We start from the raw sequence: 23,053 nt of genomic DNA on the forward strand, positions 1-23,053 counted from the left end.
GTCCGACGGAGCGGCCGACACCCTTCGCGCCGGCGGCGCCCTGTCCGAGGGTGCGCGGCCGGCCGGGTACGCGGAGCCCGGCCCCCAGCAGCCCCAGTCCCCTCCCGACCACCGGGGACCACAGCGTCCTCCCCACGGTCCCGCCTCGGGCTGACAGCTGACCGGCCCGGGAGAGCCCCCGTTTCCCGTGGCCGGTCACCCCGTCGGAGCGCGCCTCCATGGCATGGAGGAGGTCTGGGGTTCGAATCCCCATAGCTCCACGAGACTCTGGGCGACCCTGCTCCCACCCACCCCCCCCCCCGGGGGGGCCGGGGGGGGCCGGGCCCCCCCCCCCACGCCCGGCGCGCGACCGGTCGGTCGCCCGCCTGTGGACAGGGCCTGGGAGGGCCCGTGCGCCCGTCTACCGCAGGCCGGGGTCGCGGCGCAGGGCGGTGGTGATCATCCGCTCGATCAGCTCGGCGTAGTCCACGCCGGTCGCGGCCCACATCTGCGGGAACGCCGAGGACGGGGTGAACCCGGGCATCGTGTTGAGTTCGTTGACGAGGATCTCGCCGTCCCGGGTGTAGAAGAAGTCCACTCGGGCCAGGCCCTCGCAGCCCATCGCCTCGAACACCTCGGCGGCCATCGCGCGCAGCCGGGCCGTGGCCTCCTCGGGGATCTCCGCCGGGATGGTGAGGCCGCTCGTCGACAGGTACTTGGCCTCGAAGTCGTAGAAGTCGAAACCGTCGGCGACGTGCACCTCGGCCGGGAAGGACACGTCGGGCGTCCCTCCGTCCTCGGCCTCCAGGACCCCGCACTCGATCTCGCGGCCGACGACCTGGGCCTCCACCAGCACCTTGGGGTCGTGTTCCCGGGCGGCCTCGACGGCGGCGACGACGGCGTCGGCGTCGGCGGAGTCGCTCACCTTGGTGATGCCGTGGCTGCTGCCCGCGCGGGCGGGCTTGACGAACACGGTGGTGCCCAGTTCGGCGACGTCGTCCAGCACCCGCTTGCGCTCCGTACGCCACTGGCGGTCGGAGATCGCGACGAAGTCACTGGTGGGGATGCCGTTGCCGCGGAGCATGGCCTTCATGAAGACCTTGTCCATGGCGGCGGCGCTGGAGAACACCCCGGCGCCCGCGTAGCGGACACCGATCATCTCGAACAGCCCCTGGATGGTGCCGTCCTCACCGAAGGGCCCGTGCAGCAGCGGCAGGACCACGTCCACCTCGGCCAGCCGCTCGGGGCCCTTCCCCGGGTGGACGACCATCAGCTGACCGGCCGCGTCGAAGGGCAGGGCCAGGTCCGCGCCGTCCTCGGGCACGGTCGGCAGCGCCCTGGTGGCCTCGTCGATGCGGAGCCGTTCGGGATCGCCCGAGGTCAGTACCCAGTTGCCCGTCCTGGTGATACCGACGGGGACGACCTCGTAGCGGTCCCCGTCGATGACGGACAACACGCTCCCCGCGGTGACGCAGGAGATCTCGTGTTCGGAACTACGCCCGCCGAAGACGACGGCGACCCGAATCTTGCGCTGCTCGGACGACATGCTGCCTGACCTTATCTCGCCAACTGATGGAACCGGAACCGGGAGAACTACCCGTGATGTGTCAGTTTTCCCTGCCGAGGGCGCTGAGAGCGTCCTCGATGAGGTCCTGGGGATCCTCCAGCCCGATGGAGAACCGCACCGCGCCGGGTGAGATGCCCGCGGCCTCCAGTTCGGCCTCGCTCATGTTGCGGTGCGAGGTGGAGGCGACATGACCGGCCAGGGTGTGGGTGCCGCCGAGCGACGCCGCGATGGTCGCCACGCGCAGGCGGTCGGCGAAGGCCATCCCCGCGTCCCGGCCGCCGACCGGGTGCACGGTGACGACCGCGCCGCGGCGCCCGCTGTCGAACAGCTTGTCCGCGAGCGCGGCCTGCGGGTGCGAGTCGAGGGAGGGGTGGTCGACCCGCTCGACGAGGGGGTGGCCCTCCAGCGCCGCGGCGAAGGCCGCCGCGGTCTCGCACTGGCGCCGGACCCGGAGCGGCAGCGTCTCCAGTCCCCGGTGCAGCAGGTAGGCCTCGTCGGGGGCGAGGCAGGGTCCCAGGTCGATGCGCGCCGAACGGATGCGCCCGATGAGGTCCGGGGAGGCCACGGCCACGCCACCGGTGGTGTCGCTGTGACCGCCGATGTACTTGGTGGCGGAGTGCACGACCACGTCGGCACCGTGCTCCAGGGGGCGGCAGACCGCCGGGGAGGCGAACGTGGAGTCGACCACCAGCGCGGCACCGGCCTCGCGGGCGATCCGCGCCAGGCCCGGCAGGTCGGACACGGTCATCGTGGGGTTGGACAGGGTCTCGGTGAACACCACACGGGTCTGCGGTCCGACGGCGGCGCGTACCGCGTCGAGGTCGGTGACGTCCACGAAGTCGGTGCGCACGCCGAACCGGCGCAGCAGCCGGTCCAGCAGGGAGTACGTGTTGCCGTAGATGGAGCGGGAGGCCACCACGTGCGCGCCTGCCTCGGTCAGTGCCAGGAGGACGGTGCTGAGCGCTCCCATGCCCGAGGCGAAGGCCTGGCCGCGCACCGGGTCCGGGAGGCCCGCGCCCTCCAGCGCCGCCACCGCGTCAGCGAACGCGTCGACGGTGGGGCTGTCGATACGGGCGTAGGAGTACCCGCCGGTGGTGCCCGCGAGGACGTCGGCGTACTGCTGGGAGGTGTCGAACGCGTAGGTGGTCGCCCTGTGGACCGGCATGCGCATGGGGCGCTCGGCCGGGACCGGCGCCTGCGGGAGGGAGACCGCCCGCGTGTACTCGCCCCCGGGCCCTGGTGTGTGTGACATCGTGCTCGCTCTCAGACCCCGTAGCGTTCGGGCTTGCTGCTGCGTGACATGAACGCCACCAGCGCCTCGGCCGGGCTCAGGTCGTGGTGCATCATCTTGACGACGGTCTCGGTGATCGGCATGTCCACCCCGTTGGCCCATCCGAGTTCGAGGACAGACTCGGAGGACTTGACCCCCTCGGCGGTCTGCCTGGTCTCCGCCACGACCTGTTCGAGGGTCTTGCCCGCGCCCAGCTTCTCACCGAAAGTCCGGTTCCGCGACAGGGGAGACGAGCATGTCGCCACGAGGTCCCCCAACCCCGCCAGGCCGGACAGCGTGTGCTCGTCGGCGCCCAGCGCCACCGCGAGGCGTGTCGTCTCGGCCAGGCCCCGGGTGATGAGGGACGCCTTGGTGTTGTCCCCGAACCCCATGCCCTCGGCCACGCCCACGGCAAGGCCGATCACGTTCTTCATCGCGCCGCCGATCTCCACCCCCACCAGGTCGGTACTGGTGTAGGGGCGGAAGTAGGCCGACTTGAACAGGGACTGGAGCCGGACCGCGGTGTCCTCGTGCGGACACGCGACGACGGCGGTGGCGGGCTGGCGTTCGGCGATCTCCCGGGCCAGGTTGGGGCCCGACACGACCGCGATGCGCTCCTCCGGGTACTCCAGCACCTGGGCGATGATCTGGCTGACCCGCAGGCAGGTCCCCAGCTCCACGCCCTTCATGAGGCTGACGACCACCGCGTCGTCGCGCAGGTGGGGACGCCACTCCACGAGGTTGGCCCGCAGTGTCTGCGAGGGGACCGCCAGCACCACCACGTCGGCCTCGGCGAGCGCCTTGGCCGCGTCGGTGGTGGCCCGCAGCCGCGGGTTCAGGCCGATGCCGGGGAAGTAGTCCGGATTCTCGGAGGTCTGGTTGACCGCGTCCACGACGGACGTCCGGCGGCCCCACAGCACCACCTCGACGGTCCTGCCCCCGGGGTCCCGTTCCCGGGCCAGGTCCGCGGCGTCCGCGATGATGTTCGCGAACACGGTGCCCCAGGAGCCCGCGCCGAGAACGGCGACCCTCACGTTGTCGGTACCCATCTGCCCCGTCACGCCTCCGTACTGCTCTTCCCGTTGTCGCCGCTGTCCGCGGCGCCGTCGTTCGTCCCGCCCTCGTTCGTGCCGCCGTCGGCGTCACCGACCTGGGTGAGCCGCTCGGCCCGCTTGGCCTCGGCGGCCTCCTCACGCGCCCTCTTGAAGTCGAAGGGGATCGCGGGCGGTTCCTCCCCACGGATCTGCGCCTGGAGTGCGGTGATGTCGCGCATGATGAGCTCGGTGGCCTCCTTGAGGACCGTCGCGGTGAGCGGCCGGCCCTCGAACTGGGAGAGGTCGACCGGCGGCCCCGCCCGGAAGTCGATGCGCTTGCGCGGGAAGAGGCTGGGCTTCTTGGCCCCGTACGGCAGGAGGTGCTGCTCCCCCCAGTGCGCCACCGGGACCACGGGCACGCCCGTGGTCAGCGCCAGGCGCGCCACACCGGTCTTGGCGGTCATCGGCCACAGGTCCGGGTCCCGGGTGCAGGTGCCCTCGGGGTAGAAGATCACCGAGGAGCCGTCACGGGTGAGGGCGGCCCCCGCCTCGTGGAGCGCCTTGACCGCGTCGGTGCTGCCGCGCTTGATGGGGATCTGACCCGTGCTCCTGGCCACCGAGCGCACCACGGGGATCTTCATGACCCCGTCCTTCATCGTGAAGGTCGGCCAGCGGCGGGCTCCGATGTAGAGGAAGTGCGCGACCGTCAGCGGGTCGGTCAGCGAGAGGTGGTTCGCGGCGATGATCACCCCGCCCTTGGCCGGCACGTTCTCGGTGCCCTCCCAGGTCGGCTTGGTGATGAACCACAGCACGAACCGGACGATCCGGGAGACGACCGCCTTCACCCACCGCGATTCTCGTTGCTTGGCCACGGGACTCCTCACTTCATCGCTCCCTGCCCGTTCGGGCCACGGAGCACAACCGGTTCAGTGTAGGACGTGGCGGAACCCTCCCAGGTGCGCCCTCCTGGCCACCGTTGCGGAGGGTCGCCGGGCCCTGGCTCCGACACGCCACAGGGCGCCCGCGCCGCGCCTGCCCCGACCGCCTACCCTCGTGACTGTCGTGGCCGAATCGACGTCCCGGGGGAACCGTGACCGGCTTTGGAGTACGGGGTGGGACGCCCCTGCGCTGGTCCCTGGTCGTCCCAGTGAAGCACCTCGGCCGCGCCAAGTCCCGACTGGCCCGTGCCGCCGGGGGGATGCGCGAGGACCTGGCGCTGGCGATCGCCTGTGACACGGTCGAGGCGGCGCTGGCCTGCCCGGGTGTGGCGGCGGTGTTCGCGGTGACGGAGGACCCCCGTGCGGGCGCCGATCTGACCGGGCTCGGCGCGGTGGTGGTCGGCGGCGAGCCGGGCACCGGGCTGAACGCCGCCCTGGTCCACGGAGCGGCGGCGGCAGGGCGACGGCGGCCCGGCACCGGGGTGTGCGCCCTGTCGGCCGACCTTCCCTCGCTGCGCCCGGACGAGCTGGGACGGGTCCTGACGGCGGCGGCCCGCCACGGCCGCTCGTTCCTGCCCGACGCTCCGGGCGTGGGGACGACCCTGTTCGCGTCGGCTCCCGGGCACCCGTTCACACCCGCGTTCGAAGGGGCCTCACGGGCGCGGCACCGCGACGGGGGCGCACACGAGTTGGCGCTCTCGGACGTGGCGTCGGTGCGGCGGGACGTCGACACCCCTGAGGACCTGTGCGACGCGGTGGAGCTGGGAGTGGGGCCGAGGACCCGGGAGCTGTGGGAACTGGTCGCGGACGGCTGCCTGCGGCCGCAGAGCACGCCCTGACCCCCGTGGAGCCGCCGTGGGGGCCCGGGGCCGCCCTGTAGGGCCCCTGGGGCGTACAGGACGCCCTGTGACGTGTGAGGCCGCCCTCTGACGCCCCGCGCGCTGCCGGGATCGTGCAACATCCCCGGAGGCGCCGGCGTCCGGGCCGCCGGGTCCCCGCTCCGGGCACACGGCCCCGTGCCTGACGAGGCCCCCGAAACAGAGATCCGCCCGGGCTCCCTGTGGGAACCCGGGCGGACTCGGCCCGTCACCGTGTGGCGGTGGGCTACTTCTTGTCCCCGTTGACCAGGGCCTTGAAGTCGGCGCCGGCGCGGAACTTCGGAACGAAGCTCGCGGGGACGTCGATGGCGGCCCCGGTGGCCGGGTTGCGCGCGGTGCGAGCCGCGCGCTCGGACTTCTCGAAAACGCCGAAGCCCGTGATGGCGACCTTGTCGCCCGAAGCCACGGTTGCCTGAATGGTCTCAAGCACAGCGTTGACCGCTTCGGTCGCGGTCTTCTTGTCACCGAGACGATCGGAGATCGCGTCGATCAGGTCACGCTTGTTCATAAGGTTCCTCCGGTTCCCCCTTGCTCGCACGAAATTAGGGGAAGCAGCGGCCCTTACACAAATACAAACGCCTACGGGCAAGGCGTGTCGGCCCCTTCCCGACCTGCGAGGGAGCTTCACGGGCAGTGTGGTCTGGACCGGTGGACACCGGGACCACAGTCCCTTTTGCCCCCTTCTGTAGCCCTCAAAAGCCTACGTATAACCGGATTCCGGGCAGGGGACACGCCGAGCTTAAGGACAGGAAGTTCGTAAGCGAGCGCTCACACCAAGTAAAGGTAAAATATTTCTGGGCCGGGGGTGTGCTACGTCACACAACGCCTCGATCCCCGGCCCAGAACACGATCCGGCGTCTACAGGGTCACGGGGAGCCACGGCTTGCGGGACTCCTCGAAGACACCGACCTGGTCCGTGTGGCGCAGCGTCAGGGCGATGTCGTCCAACCCCTCCAGCAACCGCCAGCGGGTGTAGTCGTCGAGCTCGAACGGCTCCTGCACCCCGGCGCCCGGGGCGCGCACCTCGCGCTCGACGAGGTCGACGGTCACCTCGGTCGCCGGGTCGGCCTCGACGGCCTTCCAGATGCGCTCGATGACCTCCTGGGGCAGCAGGACGGACAGCAGCCCGCCCTTGAGCGAGTTGCCGCGGAAGATGTCCGCGAAACGCGAGGACAGCACGGCCTTGAACCCGTAGTCCTGGAGCGCCCAGACGGCGTGCTCGCGGGAGGAGCCCGTACCGAAGTCCGGGCCGGCCACCAGGACGGACGCGCCCTCGAACTCGGGGCGGTTGAGGACGAAGTCCGGGTCGGACTTGCGCCACTCGGCGAACAGGCCGTCCTCGAAGCCGGTCCGGGCGACCCGCTTGAGGTAGACGGCCGGGATGATCTGGTCGGTGTCGACGTTGCTGGAGCGCAACGGCACGGCCCGACCGGTGTGGACGTCGAACTTCTCCATGGGGAGGTCTCTCCTAAAGGGTGGCCAGGTCGGCGGGCGAGGACAGGGTGCCGCGGACGGCGGTCGCCGCGGCGACCTGCGGCGACACCAGGTGGGTGCGTCCGCCGCGGCCCTGGCGTCCCTCGAAGTTGCGGTTCGAGGTGGAGGCGCTGCGCTCACCGGGCTTGAGCTGGTCGGGGTTCATGCCCAGGCACATCGAGCAGCCGGCCTCGCGCCACTCGGCCCCGGCCGTCTCGAAGACCTCGCCCAGGCCCTCGGCGTTGGCCTGCTCCTTGACCCGCATGGAACCGGGGACGACGAGCATGCGCACGCCCTCGGCGACCGTGCGGCCCCGGATGATCTCGGCCGCGGTGCGCAGGTCCTCGATACGGCCGTTGGTGCACGAGCCCAGGAAGACGGTGTCCACCCTGACCTCCCGCATCGGCGTCCCGGCCTTGAGGTCCATGTAGGCCAGGGCCTTCTCCGCCGCGGCGCGGGCGGAGGGGTCCTCGTAGGAGGCGGGGTCGGGGACCTCGGCGTGCAGGGGAACGCCCTGGCCGGGGTTGGTCCCCCAGGTGACGAACGGGCTGAGCTCGTCGGCGTCGAGGACGACCTCGGCGTCGAAGACGGCGCCCTCGTCGGTGCGCAGGCTCTTCCAGTGCTCGACGGCGGCCTCGAAGACCTCGCCCCGGGGAGCGTGCGCCCGGCCCTCGATGTAGTCGAACGTGGTCTGGTCCGGGGCGATCATCCCGGCGCGGGCACCCGCCTCGATGGACATGTTGCACACCGTCATGCGGGCTTCCATGGACAGGGCCTCGATGGCCTCGCCCCGGTACTCGATGACGTAGCCCTGGCCGCCGCCGGTGCCGATCTTGGCGATCACGGCGAGGATGATGTCCTTGGCGGACACCCCCGGCCGGAGCGTGCCGTCCACCGTGACGGCCATGGTCTTGAAGGGCGCCATGGGCAGGGTCTGGGTGGCCAGCACGTGCTCGACCTGGCTGGTGCCGATACCGAAGGCCAGGGCCCCGAACGCGCCGTGGGTGCTGGTGTGGCTGTCGCCGCAGACGATCGTCATCCCGGGCTGGGTGAGACCCAGCTGGGGGCCGACCACGTGCACGACGCCCTGCTCGATGTCGCCCATCGGGTGCAGGCGCACGCCGAAGTCGGAGCAGTTCTTGCGCAGCGTCTCGACCTGCTTGCGGGAGACGGGGTCGGCGATCGGGGCGAGCAGGTCCTGCGTGGGGACGTTGTGGTCCTCGGTGGCGATGGTCAGGTCCGGGCGCCGGACCGGCCGGCCGGCCAGGCGCAGCCCCTCGAAGGCCTGGGGGCTGGTCACCTCGTGGACCAGGTGGAGGTCGATGTAGAGCAGGTCCGGCTCGCCATCGGCACGTCGGACGACGTGCTCTTCCCAGACCTTCTCGGCCATCGTGCGTGCCATGGGCGGTCGCCTCTCTCGTATCTGACGTGTCGGGCTCGTCTCGGGTGCCCTGCGCGGACTGCAGGCCGACTTGCATTCCATATTTCGAGACGGCAATATCAAGCCATGGACAACTCTAGCTCATCCAGCGGTGTCGGTGTCCTGGACAAGACCATGTCCGTCCTCGACGCCCTGGAGTCCGGTCCGGCCTCCCTCGCCCAGTTGGTCCAGATCACCGGGCTGGCGCGGCCGACCGCCCACCGCCTGGCCGTCGCCCTCGAACGGCACCGCATGGTCTCCCGGGACAGCCAGGGCCGGTTCGTGCTCGGCCCCCGCCTCGGCGAACTCTCCATAGCGACCGGGGAGGACCGCCTGCTGGCCGTCGCGGCCCCCGTCCTCGTGCAGCTGCGCGACCTGACGGGTGAGAGCGCCCAGCTCTACCGCCGGCAGGGCGACCTGAGGGTGTGCGTGTCCGCCTCCGAGCGCAGCAGCGGCCTGCGCGACACGGTGCCGGTGGGGAGCGAACTCCCGATGAACGCCGGATCGGCCGCCCAGATCCTCCTCGCCTGGGAGGACTCCGACCGCATTCGGCGGTCCCTGGTGGGCGCCCGTTTCACCGCGGCCAGCCTCGCCCAGGTGCGCCGCCGCCGCTGGGCCCAGAGCGTCGCCGAACGGGAACAGGGTGTGGCGTCGGTGTCGGCTCCGGTGTCCGGCCCCGGCGGGCGCGTGATCGCCGCCGTCTCGGTGTCCGGCCCCATAGAGCGTCTGACGCGCTCCCCCGGCCGCATCCACTCCCAGGCGGTGCTGTCGGCCGCCGAGAAGATCAGCGAGTCCCTGCACACCGAAGGCGCCCACTGACCGGAACGGTCGCCCGCAGGGGCTACCGACCCTCCTCCGCCGGGTCGACCGGAACACGGCTCCCGCCCGACCGCCGGCCCGCCCCCTCACACACGCGACCGCGCCCCCGGTGCTCCGGGCGGCGCGGTTCCCCGTTCGCGGCCCGAACACGCGCCGGGACGGAGGGCTCGCGTCGGTCAGGCGCCGACGAGGTCCATGGGCGAACGCGCCGAGATGGTGGCCGTCTTCGTGGACGCGCCCTCGGCCGCGACCGTGAACTCGCTCTCCGGGGACAGGGCGATCATTCCCAGCCAGTCGCGCAGGGTCATCCCGGGCACCAGCTCGGTCGGCGTCCCGGAACCGCCCTCCCCGTCGACCATGACCAGGGCGTGGATGCGCTTGGTGACCGTGGCGAGAACCACCGGGTGGTCGAACGACTCCAGCCTGCGGAAGACGTCCACCGCCTCGTTGCCGGGTGAGCAGACCAGGACGGTGTAACGCCCCCTGGCGTCGCGCACGCGGGGGTTCTTGACCAGGTAGTGGATGAACTCGCGGGTGGTGCGGGCGTGCGCGACCAGCAGCTTGGACACGCGCCGCACGTCGGGGCTGTCGGCGTGGCGGACCAGGGCCAGCTCGACCTTGCGCGTCGTCTGGAGCAGCCAGTCGATCTCGGTGGCCTCCGCCCGGGTCGGACGCGACTCCCCGTCTCCCAGGCCGATCCCTCGCAACCACGCGTCGACCTCGGACCACAGCCACACGGAGGAGCGTCCGACGGTCGCCTCGGGCGCGGGGAACGGAACGCCGTCCCGACGCTGGCCCCGGGTCCACTGGGTGACGTTCTGCCTGGTGCGACCGGTCAGGTCCGCGATGTCGGAGACGCCGACGAGCTCCCGGTCGAGGCGGACCAGCCGCATCGCGGGCACCGTGGCGTGGATGCGCTCCACGAGGGCCCTGGCCGCGGTGACGGCGTCGGGCCCCGCCCCGGCCACGGCCAGACGGGTCACCCCGTGGGAGGAGGAGACGACCGCGTCGAGCCCCTCGGTGAGCGCGCCGACGGAGTCGTGGTCGTCCAGGGTGATCCCCTCCACGACGAAGACGAACTCGTACTCGGCCATCGGCCTCGCCTTCCTCCGGAGCACCGCCTCGCGCCGTGGTGCGGGTTGCGCCAGAACCACAGCGGCGTTGACAAACGTCAACAACAGCCTACCGGCTGTGCCCCGTTCGCACCATGGGCCCGGGATCACTCGCGGGGGCCGCGCGCCCCTCGCCGGGGGTCGTCGGGCGGCATCGGGCAGCGCCGGGCCTCCTGCCGGATCCGGCGCGCGGCCCGCCCGGAGTCCCTCGGCGTCCCGGGAACCTGGATGCGGGTGCAGCCGCAGTCGCAGTACAGGCGCCCCCAGTGCCCCTCCCGCCTGAGCACCCACCCCTGCTCCCCCAGCTCCTTGAGGACCTGGCGGACCTCCTTGTCCTGGTGGCTGCCGGGGCCGAGTTCACGGCCGGTCACGGCGCACCGCCCTCCCGGCGGGGAGGGGCGTGGGGCCGGGTCGCCCGGCTGGTGGGAGGAGGTCGCTCTTCATACGCTCCGACAGGGGGTTGGGCGGTCGGGAGACTGCGCCGCCCCAGTATTCCAGGGGCGGCCCGCGTGCGCGGGCACACCGGTGCAACGCGCGACGGGCCCCTGCGGTTTCCGTGGCGGCCCGGGACGGGTCGGCGCGAGCCGGAGCCGGGCCCCGCTGGGGATCCGCCCCGCCCGTGGACACTTGTTGACACCCTGTCCGGCATGGCGGAGATCGACCGGGTGCGCGAGACGGTGCGCAGCCTGGCGCTGCGCTGCTGGGTCCCGGTAGTGGAGACCGCCGTGCTGGTCCGGTTGTGGGAACGGGGGATGAGCGGCGCCGGGCCCGTACACACGAAAGGCCCCATCCTGGTGGATGGAGCCTGACTGGTACCCCCGAGCGGATTCGAACCGCCGTTACCGCCTTGAGAGGGCGGCGTCCTAGGCCACTAGACGACGGGGGCCGGACTGGTCCGGGCGCGACCGCAAACACACGATACCCACCCCAACCGGACATCGGTGACATGCACCGACCCAGAAAAAAACTCCCACATGGTGGGAGCCTCTCCCTGTTGGTACCCCCGAGCGGATTCGAACCGCCGTTACCGCCTTGAGAGGGCGGCGTCCTAGGCCACTAGACGACGGGGGCGCACTGGATCAGAGATCCGTCAGACTCACATAAACCGAAAGTCTGCGCTGGGGTACCAGGACTCGAACCTAGACTAACTGAACCAGAATCAGTCGTGCTGCCGATTACACCATACCCCAGTGCTTTGGGAGGACCCGGTAGCTTTTCGCTTCCCTGTCCCCCTCGGCGACGTGGATAACTCTAGCGGACATTCCGAGTGGTCGCGAACCGAATTCGGGGCGGCCGACCTGTGGCTCCGACCACCCCGTTCCGGGCGTGCTCCTACGCGGACGCGGGGCCCTCCTGGGCGCGCAGCCTCGCCAGCGCGGCCTCCAGCCGGGCCTGGACGCGGTCGCGTCCGAGCAGCTCCAGCGACTCGAACAGGGGGAGCCCGACCGTCCGGCCGGTGACCGCGACGCGCACCGGCGCCTGCGCCTTGCCCAGCTTGAGGCCGAGCGTCGCGCCGGTCTCCTCCGTGGCGGTCTTGAGCGCCTCGGCGGTCCACGACAGCTCCGTGTCGGCGAAGCGGGCCAGGGCGGCCTCCAGCATCTCCGCGCCGACGCCCGGCTTCATGGCCTTGGCCCAGCTCTTCTCGTCCCGGACCGGCTCGGCGAGGAACAGGAAGTCGACGTTGGGCACGATCTCGCTGAGCACCGCGACGCGGCTCTGGGCGAGGGGGGCGACGGCGGCGAAGACCGCGGGGTCGTAGTCGGCGGGGTCCCACGGCACGGCGTCGCCGGTCAGCCACGGCCGGCAGCGCTCGACGAACTCGTCCGCGCCCAGCGCGCGGATGTACTCGCCGTTGAACGCCCGGAGCTTCTTCTCGTCGAAGAAGGCGCTGGAGCTGTTGACGTCCTCGATGCGGAACAGGGGCACCATCTCCGACCACGGCATGATCTCGCGGTCGTCGCCCGGGGCCCACCCCAGCAGCATGAGGTAGTTGACCATCGCCTCCGCCAGGTAGCCCTCCTCCTGGTAGGACTCCAGCGCGACCTTGTCGCGGCGCTTGGACAGCTTCTTGCGCTGTTCGTTGACGATGACGGGCAGGTGCGCCCACACCGGCGGGGTCAGGCCCAGCGCCTCCCACAGCAGCTGCTGCTTGGGGGTGTTGGACAGGTGCTCCTCACCGCGGACGACCTGGGTGATGCCCATCTCCACGTCGTCCACGACGTTGGCCAGGACGAACAGGGGCGAGCCGTCGGCGCGGGCGATCACGAAGTCCTCGATGGCGGAGTGCTCGAACTCCACCCTGCCGCGGATGCGGTCCTCGACCACGGTGGGACCGCCGTCGGGCACGCGGAAGCGCAGGGCCCGGCCCGGGCCCGGCTCCAGGTTGCGCTCGCGGCAGTGGCCGTCGTACCCCAGGTTGGGGTTGTCGCGCCGCTCCTGCACCTGCTCGCGGGTGCAGTCGCAGTAGTAGGCGCGGCCCTTCTTGTACAGCTCCTGCGCGGTCTCCCGGTGCTTGTCGGCGTAGGCCGACTGGAAGTAGGGACCCTCGAAGTGCGGGTCCTCCTCACCGATGCCGAGCCAGGCCATCGCGCGGATGATGCCGTCGGTCCACTCGGGACGGTTGCGGGCGGCGTCGGTGTCCTCGATGCGCAGCACCATGCGGCCCTCGGAGCGCTGTTGTGCCAGCGCCCAGTTGAACAGTGCGGAGCGGGCGCCACCGACGTGGAACATGCCCGTGGGGGACGGGGCGAAGCGGGTACGAAGCGAAGTCTCAGTCACACTGCCCAGGGTATCCGTGGTGCGTGGGGGCCCGGTGGGAAGTCCGCTGGTGGCCGGTCGGGCTCACTCCGACCGGGGTCTCACCGCCAGGGGGCGCGGGAAGCCGAAGCCGATCCCGTACCCCTGGGCCAGCGCGTCCGCGAACGCGGCGGCGATCTTGGTCTCACCACTCGCGTTGGGGTGGGTGCCGTCGTAGGTGTCGGCGGGTACGTCCCAGCCCTCCCGGCCCGCGACGTCGAGGCTGATCACCGGTGAGGCGTCCGTGGACAGGTCGGCGGCGACCTCGCGGACGAGCTCGTTGTAGGCGTAGACCCGTAGCGCGAACCCCTCGTCGGACTCGGCCAGGGCGATGGGGAGCACCTCGGCGACCACGATGCGCAGGTTCGGGTTCCCCGCGCGGGCCGACTCCACGTAGTCGCGCAGCCGGTACTCCATCTCCTCCGCGGTGACCGGCCACAGCAGGTCGTTCACGCCGAGCATGACGCACAGGACGTCCGGCTGGTGGACCCTGACCTCCTCCTGGATGGACGCCGCGGCGTCCCGGAGGGTGCGCCCCCACAGGGCGTTGTGGTTCTGGTCGAAGTCGGGGTCCCGGTACTCGACCGTGTCGGGGGCGCCGTCGGCGCCGGGCCAGACCATCTCCTCCAGTTCCTCCAGCTCCTCCGGGGAGAACCCGGACGGCTCCCCCGACGCCCTGTCCGCGGGGGCGTCCGAGGGGGTGTCGCCCCCGCCGTCCCCGCCGTGGCCCTCGGCCGGGTCCCCCTCCGGGGTCTGCACGGCCTCGTCCTCGGTGGTGGGGACCGGCAGAATCATGTCCCGGGTGGCGGGATCGGTGTAGGGGCCGACGAAGTCGAGCCCCTCCACCTGCGGGGAGAGGTGGTTCCACAGGTGGTAGCGCCAGGTCCGGTCGCCGTTGGCGCCCTGGGTCATCGAGTCGCCCGCCAGCATGATGCGGCGCGGGTCGTCCACTGGTCCCTCCGCTTCCCGTGCGGGCCCACCGCTGTCGTCGCGCGTGGCCGTCCAGTAGAGGGTCCCCGCGGCCAGGAGCACGAGTGCGAGCACGCAGGCGAGGACGAGGGGGCCGGGGCGGCGCTGGGGGATGGTCACGCGTGGGCCTTCCGCTTCTCCGTGGGCCGGCGGCGCGTCGTGCCGCCGACCCCGTGGTCGGGCCGTGCTCCGCGGACTCCCGCGCACGGCGCCCGGTCAGTCCCGGGTCACCACCCGGTTGCTGATGGTGCCCAGCTTCTCCACCGTCACCGAGACCTGCTGTCCGACCTCGACCGGGCCCACCCCGGCCGGGGTGCCGGTGAGGACCACGTCGCCCGGGAGCAGCGTCATGAACGAGGTGACGTAGGCGATGATGCCCGGGATGTCGTGGATGAACTGCGAGGTCCGTCCGGACTGGCGGACCTCGCCGTCCACGGTGGTGGTGAGGGCCAGGTCCTGGGCCTCCTCGATGCTCAGCCCGGTGGTGATCCAGGGTCCGATCGGGCAGAAGGAGTCGAAGCCCTTGGCCCGCGTCCACTGCTTGTCCGTCTTCTGGAGGTCGCGGGCCGTGACGTCGTTGGCGACGGTGTACCCGAAGATGACGTCCTTGGCGCGCTCCCGCGGCACCTCGCGGCAGGGCCGGGAGATGACGATGGCCAACTCGCCCTCGAAGTCGACCCGCTCGGAGACCGAGGGGTAGAAGATCGGGTCCTGGGGTCCGGCCACGGAGGTGGAGGGCTTGAGGAACACGACGGGCTCGTCGGTGCTCTCCCCCGTGACGTCCTTCATCTCCGCGACGTGGTCGGCGTAGTTCTTGCCGATGCAGACCACCTTGGTGGGCAGGACCGGCGAGAGCAGCCGCACGTCGGAGAGCTTGGCCCTCTCACCGGTCAGTGTGATGTCGCCGAGGAGGGGGTGTCCGCTCAACCGCGCGACGAACTCCTCCCCACTGTCGGAATCGGTGTCGATCAGCCCGAAACCGACCTCGTCCCCGACCGCGAACCGTGCGATGCGCACCTGATGCCTCCCAGCAGCCCCGTTGTCTCGCTTGCGGTTGAAGCGTATCCGCGAGCCGGTGCCGGGGTGCGGGCGGGACTCGGTCCGGAACCCGGAGCGGCGCGGACCGGAACCCGGATCGGCGCGGGTGGCAGGCCTGGTGGCACGCAACGGCCGAGCTCGCAGACACCCTGAGTCCCCGGGGACCGGCTTGGCCCGAACCCAGGGTGAACTCTGGCATGCTGGGTCCGATACCCGCTGTCGAGAGGTTGCTTGCCGTGCCCACGTCCGCTTCACCCACGGGCCGGTCCCGTGCCAGGCACCGCCGGCGCCGGTACCCGATGGGGCTGGCGCTGGGCCTCTGCCTGGTCTCGGGGGCCTCCGCGGTGCTCATGCTCAGCGTGCCCGCCCCTCCGCCCGGAACCGACTCCTCGGAGACCTCCGCCACCGCCCCCGTGGGCGACGGCGTTCCCGACGGCCCCAGCGGCAGCCGCACCTCGCCCGATTCGGAGCAGCCGGCTGACAGCGCCACCGGCCGGGGCCAGGAGACGTCGCCGGCACCGGAGGAGGCCGAGGAGGAAAAGCCGGTCCTCCTCCGCTCCGTCGAGGAGGAGGTCGACAGCGCCGACGGCGACATGACCGTCATGGAGGGTGAGAGCGACGTCATGGGCGACGGCCCGCTGACGACCTTCGCCGTGGAGGTCGAGGACGGGCTACCCGGGAACGCCGACGACTTCGTGGCCGCCGTGGAGGAGATCCTGGGCGATCCCCGCAGCTGGGGCGACGACGGGGAGCGCTCGCTCCAGCGGGTGGACGGCGACGACGCGGACATCCGGGTACTGCTGGCGGCACCGGACACCGTCGACCGCATGTGCGCCCCGCTGAACACCAACGGGTACGTGTCCTGCGCCAACGGCAACCGGGCGATCATCAACCAGAACCGCTGGGTGGGGAGCGTCCCCCACTTCGACGACGACCTGGAGACCTACCGGATCTACCTGATCAACCACGAGGTGGGGCACACGCTGGGCCACGGCCACGTGAACTGCGGCGGCAAGGGCGACACCGCCCCCGTGATGCAGCAGCAGACCCTGGACCTCCAGGGGTGCGAGGCCAACGGCTGGGTCCACCCCGACAACGATCCGGACGAGGACCCCGACGACGACTGACGCCCCGCCCGGGTCCGCTTCCCGACCGGCCTGCCTGCAGCGGGTCGCGCGGCCGGTCCGTGCCACGAGTACGCGATCACGGCCGGGGCACGGGGTTCGCAACACCGCGGGGCGCCGCCCCGTGTGACCCACCGTGCCCGGCGACTCCCGGGCGTGAGAGAGCGAGGCCCGTATGTGCGACTGCCCCAGGACCCCGGCCACCGGCGCTGAGCGGAACGCGGTCACGGAAGCGGGCACCGGGCTGCCCCGGCGCGCGGCCTTCGGTGCCGTGGGGGGCGGCGCGCTCGCCGGTGTCCTCGCCGCCTGCGGTGGCGGGGAGGACCCGGGAAGCGGATCCGGCGGGGAGCAGGGGGACGCCCCGGGCCCGACCCCCGGCGCGACCGAGGAGCTGGCCTCCACGGAGGAGATCCCGGTGGGCGAGGGGAAGGTCCTCACCGAGGAGGGCGTGGTCGTCACCCAGCCCGAGGAGGGCACGTTCCACGCCTTCTCCTCCACCTGCACCCACGAGGGCTGCCCGTTGGACGCGGTGGCCGACGGCCTCATCCAGTGCCCCTGCCACGGCAGCCGCTTCTCGATCGAGGACGGCTCCCCCGTGGAGGGCCCGGCCACCCGGGCGCTGGAGGAGTTCGAGATCAGCGTGGAGAACGGTGTCATCACGCGGGTGTGACCCGTCCGCGGGCCCGCCCTGTCACCGGTCGGACCCGCGGCGCGCTACTCCGCGACCGACTCGTCGTACTCCGTGACGGGGGTGCGCACGCAGGCGGAACGGGGCCGGGGGCGGAAGGGCGCGCTCCTGCCGTGCGCCCACCGCCCCCGGCCCCGGGGACACGACCCCGTCAGCCCTGCGGGTAGCCCTGCCGGAGCAGCCCGTAGGTGACGGCCTGTTCGAGCGCCACCCAGGACGCGTCGATGACGTTGGGGCCGACGCCGACCGTGGTCCACTCCCCCGACCCGTCGCTGAAGGTCACGAGGATGCGCGTGATGGCGTTCGTCCCCGAACTGCCCTCCAGGATGCGGACCTTGTAGTCCGTCAGCTCCAGACCGGCCAGGGCCGTGTACACACCCTCCATGGAGTTGCGCAGCGCGCGGTCCAGGGCGTTGACGGGGCCGTTCCCCTCCGCCGTGGCGATCACGCGCTCACCCTTGACCAGCAGCTTCACCGTGGCCTCGCTGAGGCTCTCGTAGTCGTTGGACAGCGGGCTGGCACCGGCGCCGGGCCGGCGCTCGGTGATGACCCGCCACGACTCGGTGTCGAAGTAGCGGACCGGGTCGCCGAGCTCCTCGCGCAGCAGCAGCTCCAGGGAGGCGTCGGCCGCCTCGAAGCTGTAGCCGGAGAGTTCCAGGGTCTTGACCCGCTCCACCACCCGGCCGGACAGCGCCCGGTCACCCGACAGGTCAAGGCCCAGTTCCTGGGCCTTGAGCTCGATGGACGCGCGGCCGGCCATGTCGGAGACGAGCATCCGCATGGTGTTGCCGACCAGCGTGGGATCGGTGTGCTGGTACAGGTCCGGGTCGACCTTGATCGCGGAGGCGTGCAGCCCGGCCTTGTGGGCGAACGCCGACACCCCCACGTAGGGCTGGTGGGTGTCGGGGGCGAGGTTGACGATCTCGGCGATGGCGGTGGCGACGCGCGTCATCTCCGGCAGGCAGCCGTCCGGGAGGACGTCGAGGCCGCGCTTGAGGGTGAGGGCGCCGACCACCGAGAACAGGTTGGCGTTGCCGACCCGTTCGCCGTAGCCGTTGGCGGTGCACTGCACGTGGGTGGCCCCCGCGTCCACGGCGGCGAGGGTGTTGGCGACGGCGCAGCCGGTGTCGTCCTGGGTGTGGATGCCCAGGCGGACCCCGGTGGCCCCGCGGACCTCGGTGACGACGCGCGTGATGTCACCGGGCAGCATGCCGCCGTTGGTGTCGCAGAGGACGACGACGTCGGCCCCGGCCTCTGCGGCGGTACGGACCACGTCGAGGGCGTAGTCGGGGTTGTGGTGGTAGCCGTCGAAGAAGTGCTCGCAGTCCACGAACACGCGCTGGCCGTGTTCGTGCAGGTGGGACACCGTGTCGGCGATCATGGCGAGGTTTTCGTCGAGGGTCGTGCGCAGGGCGCGTTCGACGTGCCGGTCGTCACTCTTGGCGACAAGGGTGACGACCGGTGCGCCGCTGTCGCGCAGGGCGGCCACCTGGGGGTCGCCGGCGGCCTTCGCACCGGGCCGGCGGGTCGCGCCGAACGCGGTGAGTTGCGCGTGCTTCAGCGTGAGCTCTTGTGAAGCCCGCTGGAAGAACTCGGTGTCCTTGGGGTTCGCCCCCGGCCACCCTCCCTCGATGAACGCCACCCCGAAGTCGTCCAGCAGCTGCGCGATGGCCAGCTTGTCGGAGACCCGCAGGTTGATCCCCTCGCGCTGGGCGCCGTCGCGCAGCGTGGTGTCGAAGACGTGGAAACTGTCGTCCCTCATGGGCGGAACTCCCGAAGGTGGATGCTGTGGTGTGGCCGGCCTTCTCCCGCCAACAAAAAAGACCCCCCGTGGACACGAGAGGTCAGCGCGCTGGCGAGGTCCGATGGTCAGCCAGCGCGCCTCACGATAATGAGAACCTGAGACGGCATGGGATCAGTGTGCCACAGCCGGGCGGAGTCCTCGGTGTTCAGGGGCCGATTGTCCCATCATTCGAGACACGAGTTTCTCACACCGGACGTTTCGACCGTAAGGCCCTCAGGTGTGACGACGGTGCGGACCGCCCTCGGGGGGCGGCCCGCACGCGGTCACGCCGGAACTAGGCCGCGTTCCGCGGATCATTGCGGGCTCGCGTCACCCAGGCTGCCTCTCGCCGCGCCGACTGCGCTCGGACAGCCAAACCCGGGCTGACCTGCGCTACTCGTCCTGCGAGAGATGGCCTGGCAGCCGCTCGCGTCGATCGGCGCAAGCGCCGAGTCAACCGAGAGCATCCACGGACCACGCCCTAGAACTTGGTGATCCAGCCGTGCTTGTCGGGGCGCAGGCCCGTCTGCAGGCCCACCAGCTCCTCACGCAGGCGCATGGTGACCGGGCCGGGGGTGCCGTCGCCGACCGCGAACTCCCCCTCCTCGCTCTTGACGAACCCGACGGGGGTGATCACGGCCGCGGTGCCGCAGGCGAACACCTCGGTGAGCTCGCCGGACTCGGCCGCCTCACGCCACTCGTCGGTGGAGATCGGCGCCTCCTCCGCCGGGATGCCGAGGTCCGGGGCCAGGGCCAGCAGGGACTCGCGGGTGATGCCGGGCAGCAGGGTGCCGGTCAGCGGGGGCGTGCGCAGGCGTGCGTTCTCACCCGAGCCGAACACGAACCACAGGTTCATGCCGCCCATCTCCTCGACCCAGCGGTGCTCGCGGGCGTCGAGCCAGACAACCTGGTCGCAGCCCTTCTCGACCGCCTGCGACTGGGCCAGGAAGCTCGCCGCGTAGTTGCCCGCGAACTTCGCCGCACCGGTCCCGCCCGGGGCGGCGCGCGTGTAGTCCGTGGAGAGCCACACCGTCACCGGCTTGACGCCGCCGGAGAAGTACGAGCCGACCGGGGACGCGATCAGCAGGTAGAGGTAGGTGCGGGAGGGGTGGTTCACCCCCAGGCCGACGTCGGTCGAGATCATGAACGGGCGGAGGTAGAGGCTGAAGTACTCCTTGTCCGGCACCCAGGCGCCGTCGTGCTCCAGCAGCAGGTCGATGGACGCGAGGAAGAGCTCCTCGGGGAGCGCCGGCATGGCCATGCGCGCCGCGCTCCTGTTGAGGCGGGCGGCGTTCTTTTCGGGGCGGAACGACGCGAGTGAGCCGTCCGGGTGCCGGTAGGCCTTGAGGCCCTCGAAGATCTCCTGGGCGTAGTGCAGGGCCGATGTGGCCGGGTCCAGGCTCAGCGGACCGTACGGCTCCAGTCTGGCGTCGTGCCACCCCTCGCCCTCGGTGTAGCGGATGGTCACCATGTGGTCGGTGAACACCTGCCCGAACCCGGGATTCTCCAGCAGTGCCTCTCGCTCCTGCGGGGTCTTCCGCCGGTCGGAGAGCTGGATGTCGAACGTCAACCCCGCTGTGGTGGTGTCGTTGTTCATGTCGTCGGTGGTCCTCTCGGGTGCATCAGGTCGGCAGCGCCGCCGACCTGGAATCTAGTTTGGCGGAAGAGCGCACCCGGTGCCAGGGCCGGAGCGAGGGCCCGGACGTGGCAGCAGGCGCGCTCGGGGTTTGCCGGGCGCGCCTGCCGGTGTTCGTCCCAGGGGGTGTCACCCGTCCGGGTGACCCCTGGCCGTCGGCCGCGCCTCGGAGAAGGGCAGGGCCGACGGAGGTGTGTCAGCCCTGCTCGGCTACTCGCGCGGCGAGGTCGTCGCCGACCTGGGCCGTCGATCGCGCCGCACCGCTCTGGGCGCGGGTCTTGAGGTCCGAGGCGACCGCGTTCTCGATGCGGCGGGCCGCCTCGTGGATCCCCAGGTGGTCGAGCATCGTCGCGGCCGACAGCACCGTGGCGGTGGGGTCGGCCTTGCCCTGGCCCGCGATGTCGGGCGCGGAGCCGTGGACGGGCTCGAACATGCTGGGGAAGGTGTTGTCCGGGTTGATGTTGCCGCTCGCGGCCAGCCCGATGCCTCCGGTGATGGCGGCGCCGATGTCGGTGATGATGTCGCCGAACAGGTTGTCGGTGACGACCACGTCGAAGCGCGCGGGCTGGTTGACGAAGAACATCGAAGCCGCGTCGACGTGGCAGTAGTCCACGGCGACCTGCGGGTACTCGGCCCCGACCTCCCGCACCACGCGCTGCCACAGTTCACCGGCGAAGGTCAGGACGTTGTCCTTGTGGACCAGCGTGAGCTTCCTGCGCGGACGGGACGCGGCCTTGTCGAAGGCGTAGCGGACCACGCGCTCCACGCCGAAGCGGGTGTTGACGCTGTCCTGCGTGGCGATCTCGTGGGGCGTGCCCTTGCGCAGCACGCCTCCGGCGCCCGCGTAGGGGCCCTCGGTGCCCTCACGGACCACGAGCATGTCGATGTCCTCGGGGCCGACACCCGCGAGCGGGCTGGCCACACCCGGGTACAGGCGGACCGGGCGCAGGTTGACGTAGTGGTCGAAGTCGAAGCGCAGGCGCAGCAGCAGCCCGCGTTCGAGCACGCCGCTGGGCACGGACGGGTCGCCGACCGCGCCGAGGTAGATGGCCTCGTGTCCGGCCAGTTCGGCCTCGACCGACTCGGGCAGCGTCTCACCGGTGCGGTGCCAGAGCTTCGCGCCCAGCTCGTACTCCGTGGTCTCCACGGCGAGGTCCTGCTGGGCGGCCGCGACCTCCAGCACCTTGAGCCCCTCGGCCACCACCTCGGGGCCGATCCCGTCGCCGGGGATGACGGCCAGTTTCACGGTGCGAGCTGCCATACGGACTGCCTCTGATTCGGGTACGACCCCACCGGGGGTTTCTCAAATGGTGAGATCAAAATGAACACTGAATGAGACAACCCTACCGGTCCGAGGGGCCCGGGTCACCCCGTCGGCACGTTTTCCGGCCCGACGCCCGGACCAGCCCCTCTGCGGGCGGTCCGGCGCGGGCGCGCAGCCGGGTGGCGTCCACCGGACACGGGAAGGGGGCCGACCCCCGACCCGCGAGGCGTCGCGGGGGTACGGCCCCGGGGCGCGGGGCCGCGACCCCGGCGGGAGGAGGCCCTCAGAACCGGCGGTTCAGGGCGTCCTGGAGGGCGCGCTTGACCTCGTCCTCGGAGTCGGGCGTGGTGGGGTACTCGATCATGTCGTACATGCGATCCTCCGGATGCGTTGCGTGACCGGCGCTCGGAGCGGCTCGGCCACGGGCCTTCTCGGTTGCGCCCTGCGGCGCCGCGTGCTCGGTACCCGCGGTGCGGCACGGTGGCGCCGAACGGCGGTGGAGCGCGGAACGTGGGCGACGGTGCCCATCGGAAAAGGAGCTCGCCCCCGGCGGGATCGTCTGCCGGAATCACCGGCGCGAGCCCTGGTCGGGGCAAGCGCGGCGCTGGGTGGCGGCGTACGGCGGTGGAGCCGACGCCACCAACTCCTAGGACTTCAGAATATCGGAGGTCCAACTATATGACCAGTAATTCTCACAATGTGAGACGATCTGGTGTCGTTGCAGCTCATGTGGCCGCTATACCCCCGCGGCCGGGGCATTTTCTAGCCCCGGGCCGGCCGGCCGAGCAACAGCCGCACCCCGCGCCCCCGGACGAGCACGCGGATACGGCGCTCCCAGCGGTCGGCGGCGGCGCGGCTTCGGGCCGCCGCCCTCGTGGCCCGCTTCATCCGCCTGTGCCAGTCGGCCGGAGGCCCCTCCCCGGGGAGGGGCCCGGTCAGGACCTCGTCCCGGTCCACGTCGAGCTCGCCCCACAGTTCGGCGACCGCGACGTCGAGATCCGGACCGGCCGCGCCCAGGCGCCGGGCCCGGGCGAAGGCGGCCACCCGTTCCAGGCGCACCGCCGCCGTGTTCCCGTCCTTGCCGCGCACACGGACGACACCCGCGCCGCAGGCGTCCGCCGCCGCCGTGAGCGCCCGCACTGCCCCGGTGCCCACGGGTAGTCCGGGGAGCAGGAACAGCCGGAAGGGGACATCCGGATCCACCCGCGGCACCCCCTCCGCGAACACCACCCGCGACTCACACCGGAAAGCCTCCCGAACCAACC

The 23,053-nt window shown here is 71.6% G+C and carries 20 protein-coding genes, 3 tRNA genes and 1 pseudogene; 5 read left to right on the forward strand and 19 right to left on the reverse strand.

Annotated features, from left to right (window positions below; all coding sequences use genetic code 11):
- Nucleotides 1-400: 400 nt before the first annotated feature.
- From ACFWTE_RS05505 to ACFWTE_RS05520, 4 genes are all read right to left on the reverse strand, one after another.
- Nucleotides 401-1,525 (reverse strand): D-alanine--D-alanine ligase family protein, encoded by a 1,125-nt coding sequence (locus ACFWTE_RS05505; protein WP_378778118.1) that lies wholly within the window; start codon nucleotides 1,523-1,525, stop codon nucleotides 401-403.
- A 61-nt stretch (nucleotides 1,526-1,586) separates the two neighbouring features.
- Nucleotides 1,587-2,798 (reverse strand): trans-sulfuration enzyme family protein, encoded by a 1,212-nt coding sequence (locus tag ACFWTE_RS05510; protein WP_378778119.1) that lies wholly within the window; start codon nucleotides 2,796-2,798, stop codon nucleotides 1,587-1,589.
- 11 nt (nucleotides 2,799-2,809) lie between these two features.
- Nucleotides 2,810-3,865, reverse strand: a complete 1,056-nt coding sequence (locus ACFWTE_RS05515; protein WP_378778146.1) for an NAD(P)H-dependent glycerol-3-phosphate dehydrogenase — start codon at nucleotides 3,863-3,865, stop codon at nucleotides 2,810-2,812.
- Nucleotides 3,866-3,873: 8 nt separating this feature from the next.
- Nucleotides 3,874-4,722 carry a lysophospholipid acyltransferase family protein gene (locus ACFWTE_RS05520; RefSeq protein ID WP_378778120.1) on the reverse strand — a complete coding sequence of 283 codons (849 nt, stop codon included), beginning with the start codon at nucleotides 4,720-4,722 and terminating at the stop codon, nucleotides 3,874-3,876.
- A gap of 218 nt (nucleotides 4,723-4,940) precedes the next feature.
- Between ACFWTE_RS05520 and cofC the strand changes: the two genes are divergently transcribed.
- Complete coding sequence (cofC, locus tag ACFWTE_RS05525) at nucleotides 4,941-5,627, forward strand: 2-phospho-L-lactate guanylyltransferase (RefSeq protein ID WP_378778121.1); 687 nt, start codon at nucleotides 4,941-4,943, stop codon at nucleotides 5,625-5,627.
- Between the two features lie 265 nt (nucleotides 5,628-5,892).
- Here cofC and ACFWTE_RS05530 read toward each other — a convergent pair whose 3' ends face one another.
- The 3 genes from ACFWTE_RS05530 to leuC form a co-directional block, all read right to left on the reverse strand.
- Nucleotides 5,893-6,174 (reverse strand): HU family DNA-binding protein, encoded by a 282-nt coding sequence (locus ACFWTE_RS05530; RefSeq protein ID WP_378778122.1) that lies wholly within the window; start codon nucleotides 6,172-6,174, stop codon nucleotides 5,893-5,895.
- A 350-nt stretch (nucleotides 6,175-6,524) separates the two neighbouring features.
- Nucleotides 6,525-7,121, reverse strand: coding sequence for a 3-isopropylmalate dehydratase small subunit (gene leuD, locus ACFWTE_RS05535; RefSeq protein ID WP_378778123.1), 597 nt, complete (start codon nucleotides 7,119-7,121; stop codon nucleotides 6,525-6,527).
- A gap of 13 nt (nucleotides 7,122-7,134) precedes the next feature.
- Entirely contained in the window at nucleotides 7,135-8,541 is a 1,407-nt protein-coding gene (gene leuC / locus ACFWTE_RS05540) for a 3-isopropylmalate dehydratase large subunit (RefSeq protein WP_378778124.1), read from the reverse strand.
- A gap of 153 nt (nucleotides 8,542-8,694) precedes the next feature.
- Between leuC and ACFWTE_RS05545 the strand changes: the two genes are divergently transcribed.
- Nucleotides 8,695-9,378, forward strand: a complete 684-nt coding sequence (locus ACFWTE_RS05545) for an IclR family transcriptional regulator (RefSeq protein ID WP_378778147.1) — start codon at nucleotides 8,695-8,697, stop codon at nucleotides 9,376-9,378.
- A gap of 176 nt (nucleotides 9,379-9,554) precedes the next feature.
- Here the strand turns inward: ACFWTE_RS05545 and ACFWTE_RS05550 are convergent, their stop codons facing one another.
- Both ACFWTE_RS05550 and ACFWTE_RS05555 read right to left on the reverse strand, forming a co-directional pair.
- Nucleotides 9,555-10,472, reverse strand: coding sequence for a helix-turn-helix transcriptional regulator (locus tag ACFWTE_RS05550; RefSeq protein WP_378778125.1), 918 nt, complete (start codon nucleotides 10,470-10,472; stop codon nucleotides 9,555-9,557).
- 125 nt (nucleotides 10,473-10,597) lie between these two features.
- Entirely contained in the window at nucleotides 10,598-10,861 is a 264-nt protein-coding gene (locus ACFWTE_RS05555; protein WP_378778126.1) for a hypothetical protein, read from the reverse strand.
- A gap of 276 nt (nucleotides 10,862-11,137) precedes the next feature.
- Between ACFWTE_RS05555 and ACFWTE_RS05560 the strand changes: the two genes are divergently transcribed.
- Nucleotides 11,138-11,299, forward strand: a complete 162-nt coding sequence (locus tag ACFWTE_RS05560) for a hypothetical protein (RefSeq protein WP_378778127.1) — start codon at nucleotides 11,138-11,140, stop codon at nucleotides 11,297-11,299.
- Nucleotide 11,300: 1 nt separating this feature from the next.
- On the opposite strand, the gene ACFWTE_RS05565 is transcribed toward ACFWTE_RS05560, so the two are convergent.
- From ACFWTE_RS05565 to ACFWTE_RS05590, 6 genes are all read right to left on the reverse strand, one after another.
- Nucleotides 11,301-11,376: transfer RNA gene (locus ACFWTE_RS05565), tRNA-Glu, on the reverse strand.
- 109 nt (nucleotides 11,377-11,485) lie between these two features.
- A tRNA-Glu gene (locus ACFWTE_RS05570) sits at nucleotides 11,486-11,561 on the reverse strand.
- 47 nt (nucleotides 11,562-11,608) lie between these two features.
- Nucleotides 11,609-11,680, reverse strand: a tRNA-Gln gene (locus ACFWTE_RS05575).
- 142 nt (nucleotides 11,681-11,822) lie between these two features.
- Nucleotides 11,823-13,268: a glutamate--tRNA ligase gene (gltX, locus tag ACFWTE_RS05580; protein WP_378778128.1), complete on the reverse strand. Its 1,446-nt coding sequence runs from the start codon at nucleotides 13,266-13,268 to the stop codon at nucleotides 11,823-11,825.
- 63 nt (nucleotides 13,269-13,331) lie between these two features.
- Nucleotides 13,332-14,375, reverse strand: coding sequence for a GDSL-type esterase/lipase family protein (locus ACFWTE_RS05585; protein ID WP_378778129.1), 1,044 nt, complete (start codon nucleotides 14,373-14,375; stop codon nucleotides 13,332-13,334).
- A 96-nt stretch (nucleotides 14,376-14,471) separates the two neighbouring features.
- Entirely contained in the window at nucleotides 14,472-15,272 is an 801-nt protein-coding gene (locus ACFWTE_RS05590; RefSeq protein WP_378778130.1) for a fumarylacetoacetate hydrolase family protein, read from the reverse strand.
- A 320-nt stretch (nucleotides 15,273-15,592) separates the two neighbouring features.
- On the opposite strand from ACFWTE_RS05590, the gene ACFWTE_RS05595 reads away from it, so the two are divergent.
- Together ACFWTE_RS05595 and ACFWTE_RS05600 are read left to right on the forward strand one after the other, a co-directional pair.
- The gene (locus ACFWTE_RS05595) at nucleotides 15,593-16,420 is read left to right on the forward strand and encodes a DUF3152 domain-containing protein (RefSeq protein ID WP_378778148.1); all 828 of its coding nucleotides are present in this window, start codon (nucleotides 15,593-15,595) and stop codon (nucleotides 16,418-16,420) included.
- Nucleotides 16,421-16,592: 172 nt separating this feature from the next.
- A complete protein-coding gene (locus ACFWTE_RS05600; protein ID WP_378778131.1) occupies nucleotides 16,593-17,087 on the forward strand; it encodes a Rieske (2Fe-2S) protein in 495 nt (164 codons plus the stop codon).
- Nucleotides 17,088-17,256: 169 nt separating this feature from the next.
- On the opposite strand, the gene cimA is transcribed toward ACFWTE_RS05600, so the two are convergent.
- The 4 genes and pseudogenes from cimA to ACFWTE_RS05620 all read right to left on the reverse strand — a co-directional run.
- Complete coding sequence (gene cimA, locus ACFWTE_RS05605; RefSeq protein ID WP_378778132.1) at nucleotides 17,257-18,867, reverse strand: citramalate synthase; 1,611 nt, start codon at nucleotides 18,865-18,867, stop codon at nucleotides 17,257-17,259.
- 502 nt (nucleotides 18,868-19,369) lie between these two features.
- Nucleotides 19,370-20,485: a branched-chain amino acid aminotransferase gene (locus ACFWTE_RS05610; protein WP_378778134.1), complete on the reverse strand. Its 1,116-nt coding sequence runs from the start codon at nucleotides 20,483-20,485 to the stop codon at nucleotides 19,370-19,372.
- Nucleotides 20,486-20,720: 235 nt separating this feature from the next.
- Nucleotides 20,721-21,785 carry a 3-isopropylmalate dehydrogenase gene (locus tag ACFWTE_RS05615; protein WP_378778135.1) on the reverse strand — a complete coding sequence of 355 codons (1,065 nt, stop codon included), beginning with the start codon at nucleotides 21,783-21,785 and terminating at the stop codon, nucleotides 20,721-20,723.
- Between the two features lie 765 nt (nucleotides 21,786-22,550).
- Nucleotides 22,551-23,053, reverse strand: a pseudogene (locus tag ACFWTE_RS05620) (glycosyltransferase family 2 protein); the annotation flags it as partial.

The organism is Nocardiopsis sp. NPDC058631 (genome assembly GCF_042716955.1).
Lineage (GTDB): Bacteria > Actinomycetota > Actinomycetes > Streptosporangiales > Streptosporangiaceae > Nocardiopsis.

What these genes read in the sequence shown, in the direction of transcription:
- ACFWTE_RS05615 (WP_378778135.1), bottom strand. Translation starts at nt 21,785, where the DNA reads ATGGCAGCTCGCACCGTGAAACTGGCCGTCATCCCCGGCGACGGGATC.
- leuD (WP_378778123.1), bottom strand. Translation starts at nt 7,121, where the DNA reads ATGGAGAAGTTCGACGTCCACACCGGTCGGGCCGTGCCGTTGCGCTCC.
- ACFWTE_RS05515 (WP_378778146.1), bottom strand. Translation starts at nt 3,865, where the DNA reads ATGGGTACCGACAACGTGAGGGTCGCCGTTCTCGGCGCGGGCTCCTGG.
- leuC (WP_378778124.1), bottom strand. Translation starts at nt 8,541, where the DNA reads ATGGCACGCACGATGGCCGAGAAGGTCTGGGAAGAGCACGTCGTCCGA.
- ACFWTE_RS05530 (WP_378778122.1), bottom strand. Translation starts at nt 6,174, where the DNA reads ATGAACAAGCGTGACCTGATCGACGCGATCTCCGATCGTCTCGGTGAC.
- ACFWTE_RS05550 (WP_378778125.1), bottom strand. Translation starts at nt 10,472, where the DNA reads ATGGCCGAGTACGAGTTCGTCTTCGTCGTGGAGGGGATCACCCTGGAC.
- ACFWTE_RS05545 (WP_378778147.1), top strand. Translation starts at nt 8,695, where the DNA reads ATGTCCGTCCTCGACGCCCTGGAGTCCGGTCCGGCCTCCCTCGCCCAG.
- cimA (WP_378778132.1), bottom strand. Translation starts at nt 18,867, where the DNA reads ATGAGGGACGACAGTTTCCACGTCTTCGACACCACGCTGCGCGACGGC.
- ACFWTE_RS05510 (WP_378778119.1), bottom strand. Translation starts at nt 2,798, where the DNA reads ATGTCACACACACCAGGGCCCGGGGGCGAGTACACGCGGGCGGTCTCC.
- ACFWTE_RS05595 (WP_378778148.1), top strand. Translation starts at nt 15,593, where the DNA reads ATGGGGCTGGCGCTGGGCCTCTGCCTGGTCTCGGGGGCCTCCGCGGTG.
- ACFWTE_RS05610 (WP_378778134.1), bottom strand. Translation starts at nt 20,485, where the DNA reads ATGAACAACGACACCACCACAGCGGGGTTGACGTTCGACATCCAGCTC.
- ACFWTE_RS05505 (WP_378778118.1), bottom strand. Translation starts at nt 1,525, where the DNA reads ATGTCGTCCGAGCAGCGCAAGATTCGGGTCGCCGTCGTCTTCGGCGGG.
- ACFWTE_RS05560 (WP_378778127.1), top strand. Translation starts at nt 11,138, where the DNA reads ATGGCGGAGATCGACCGGGTGCGCGAGACGGTGCGCAGCCTGGCGCTG.
- ACFWTE_RS05600 (WP_378778131.1), top strand. Translation starts at nt 16,593, where the DNA reads ATGTGCGACTGCCCCAGGACCCCGGCCACCGGCGCTGAGCGGAACGCG.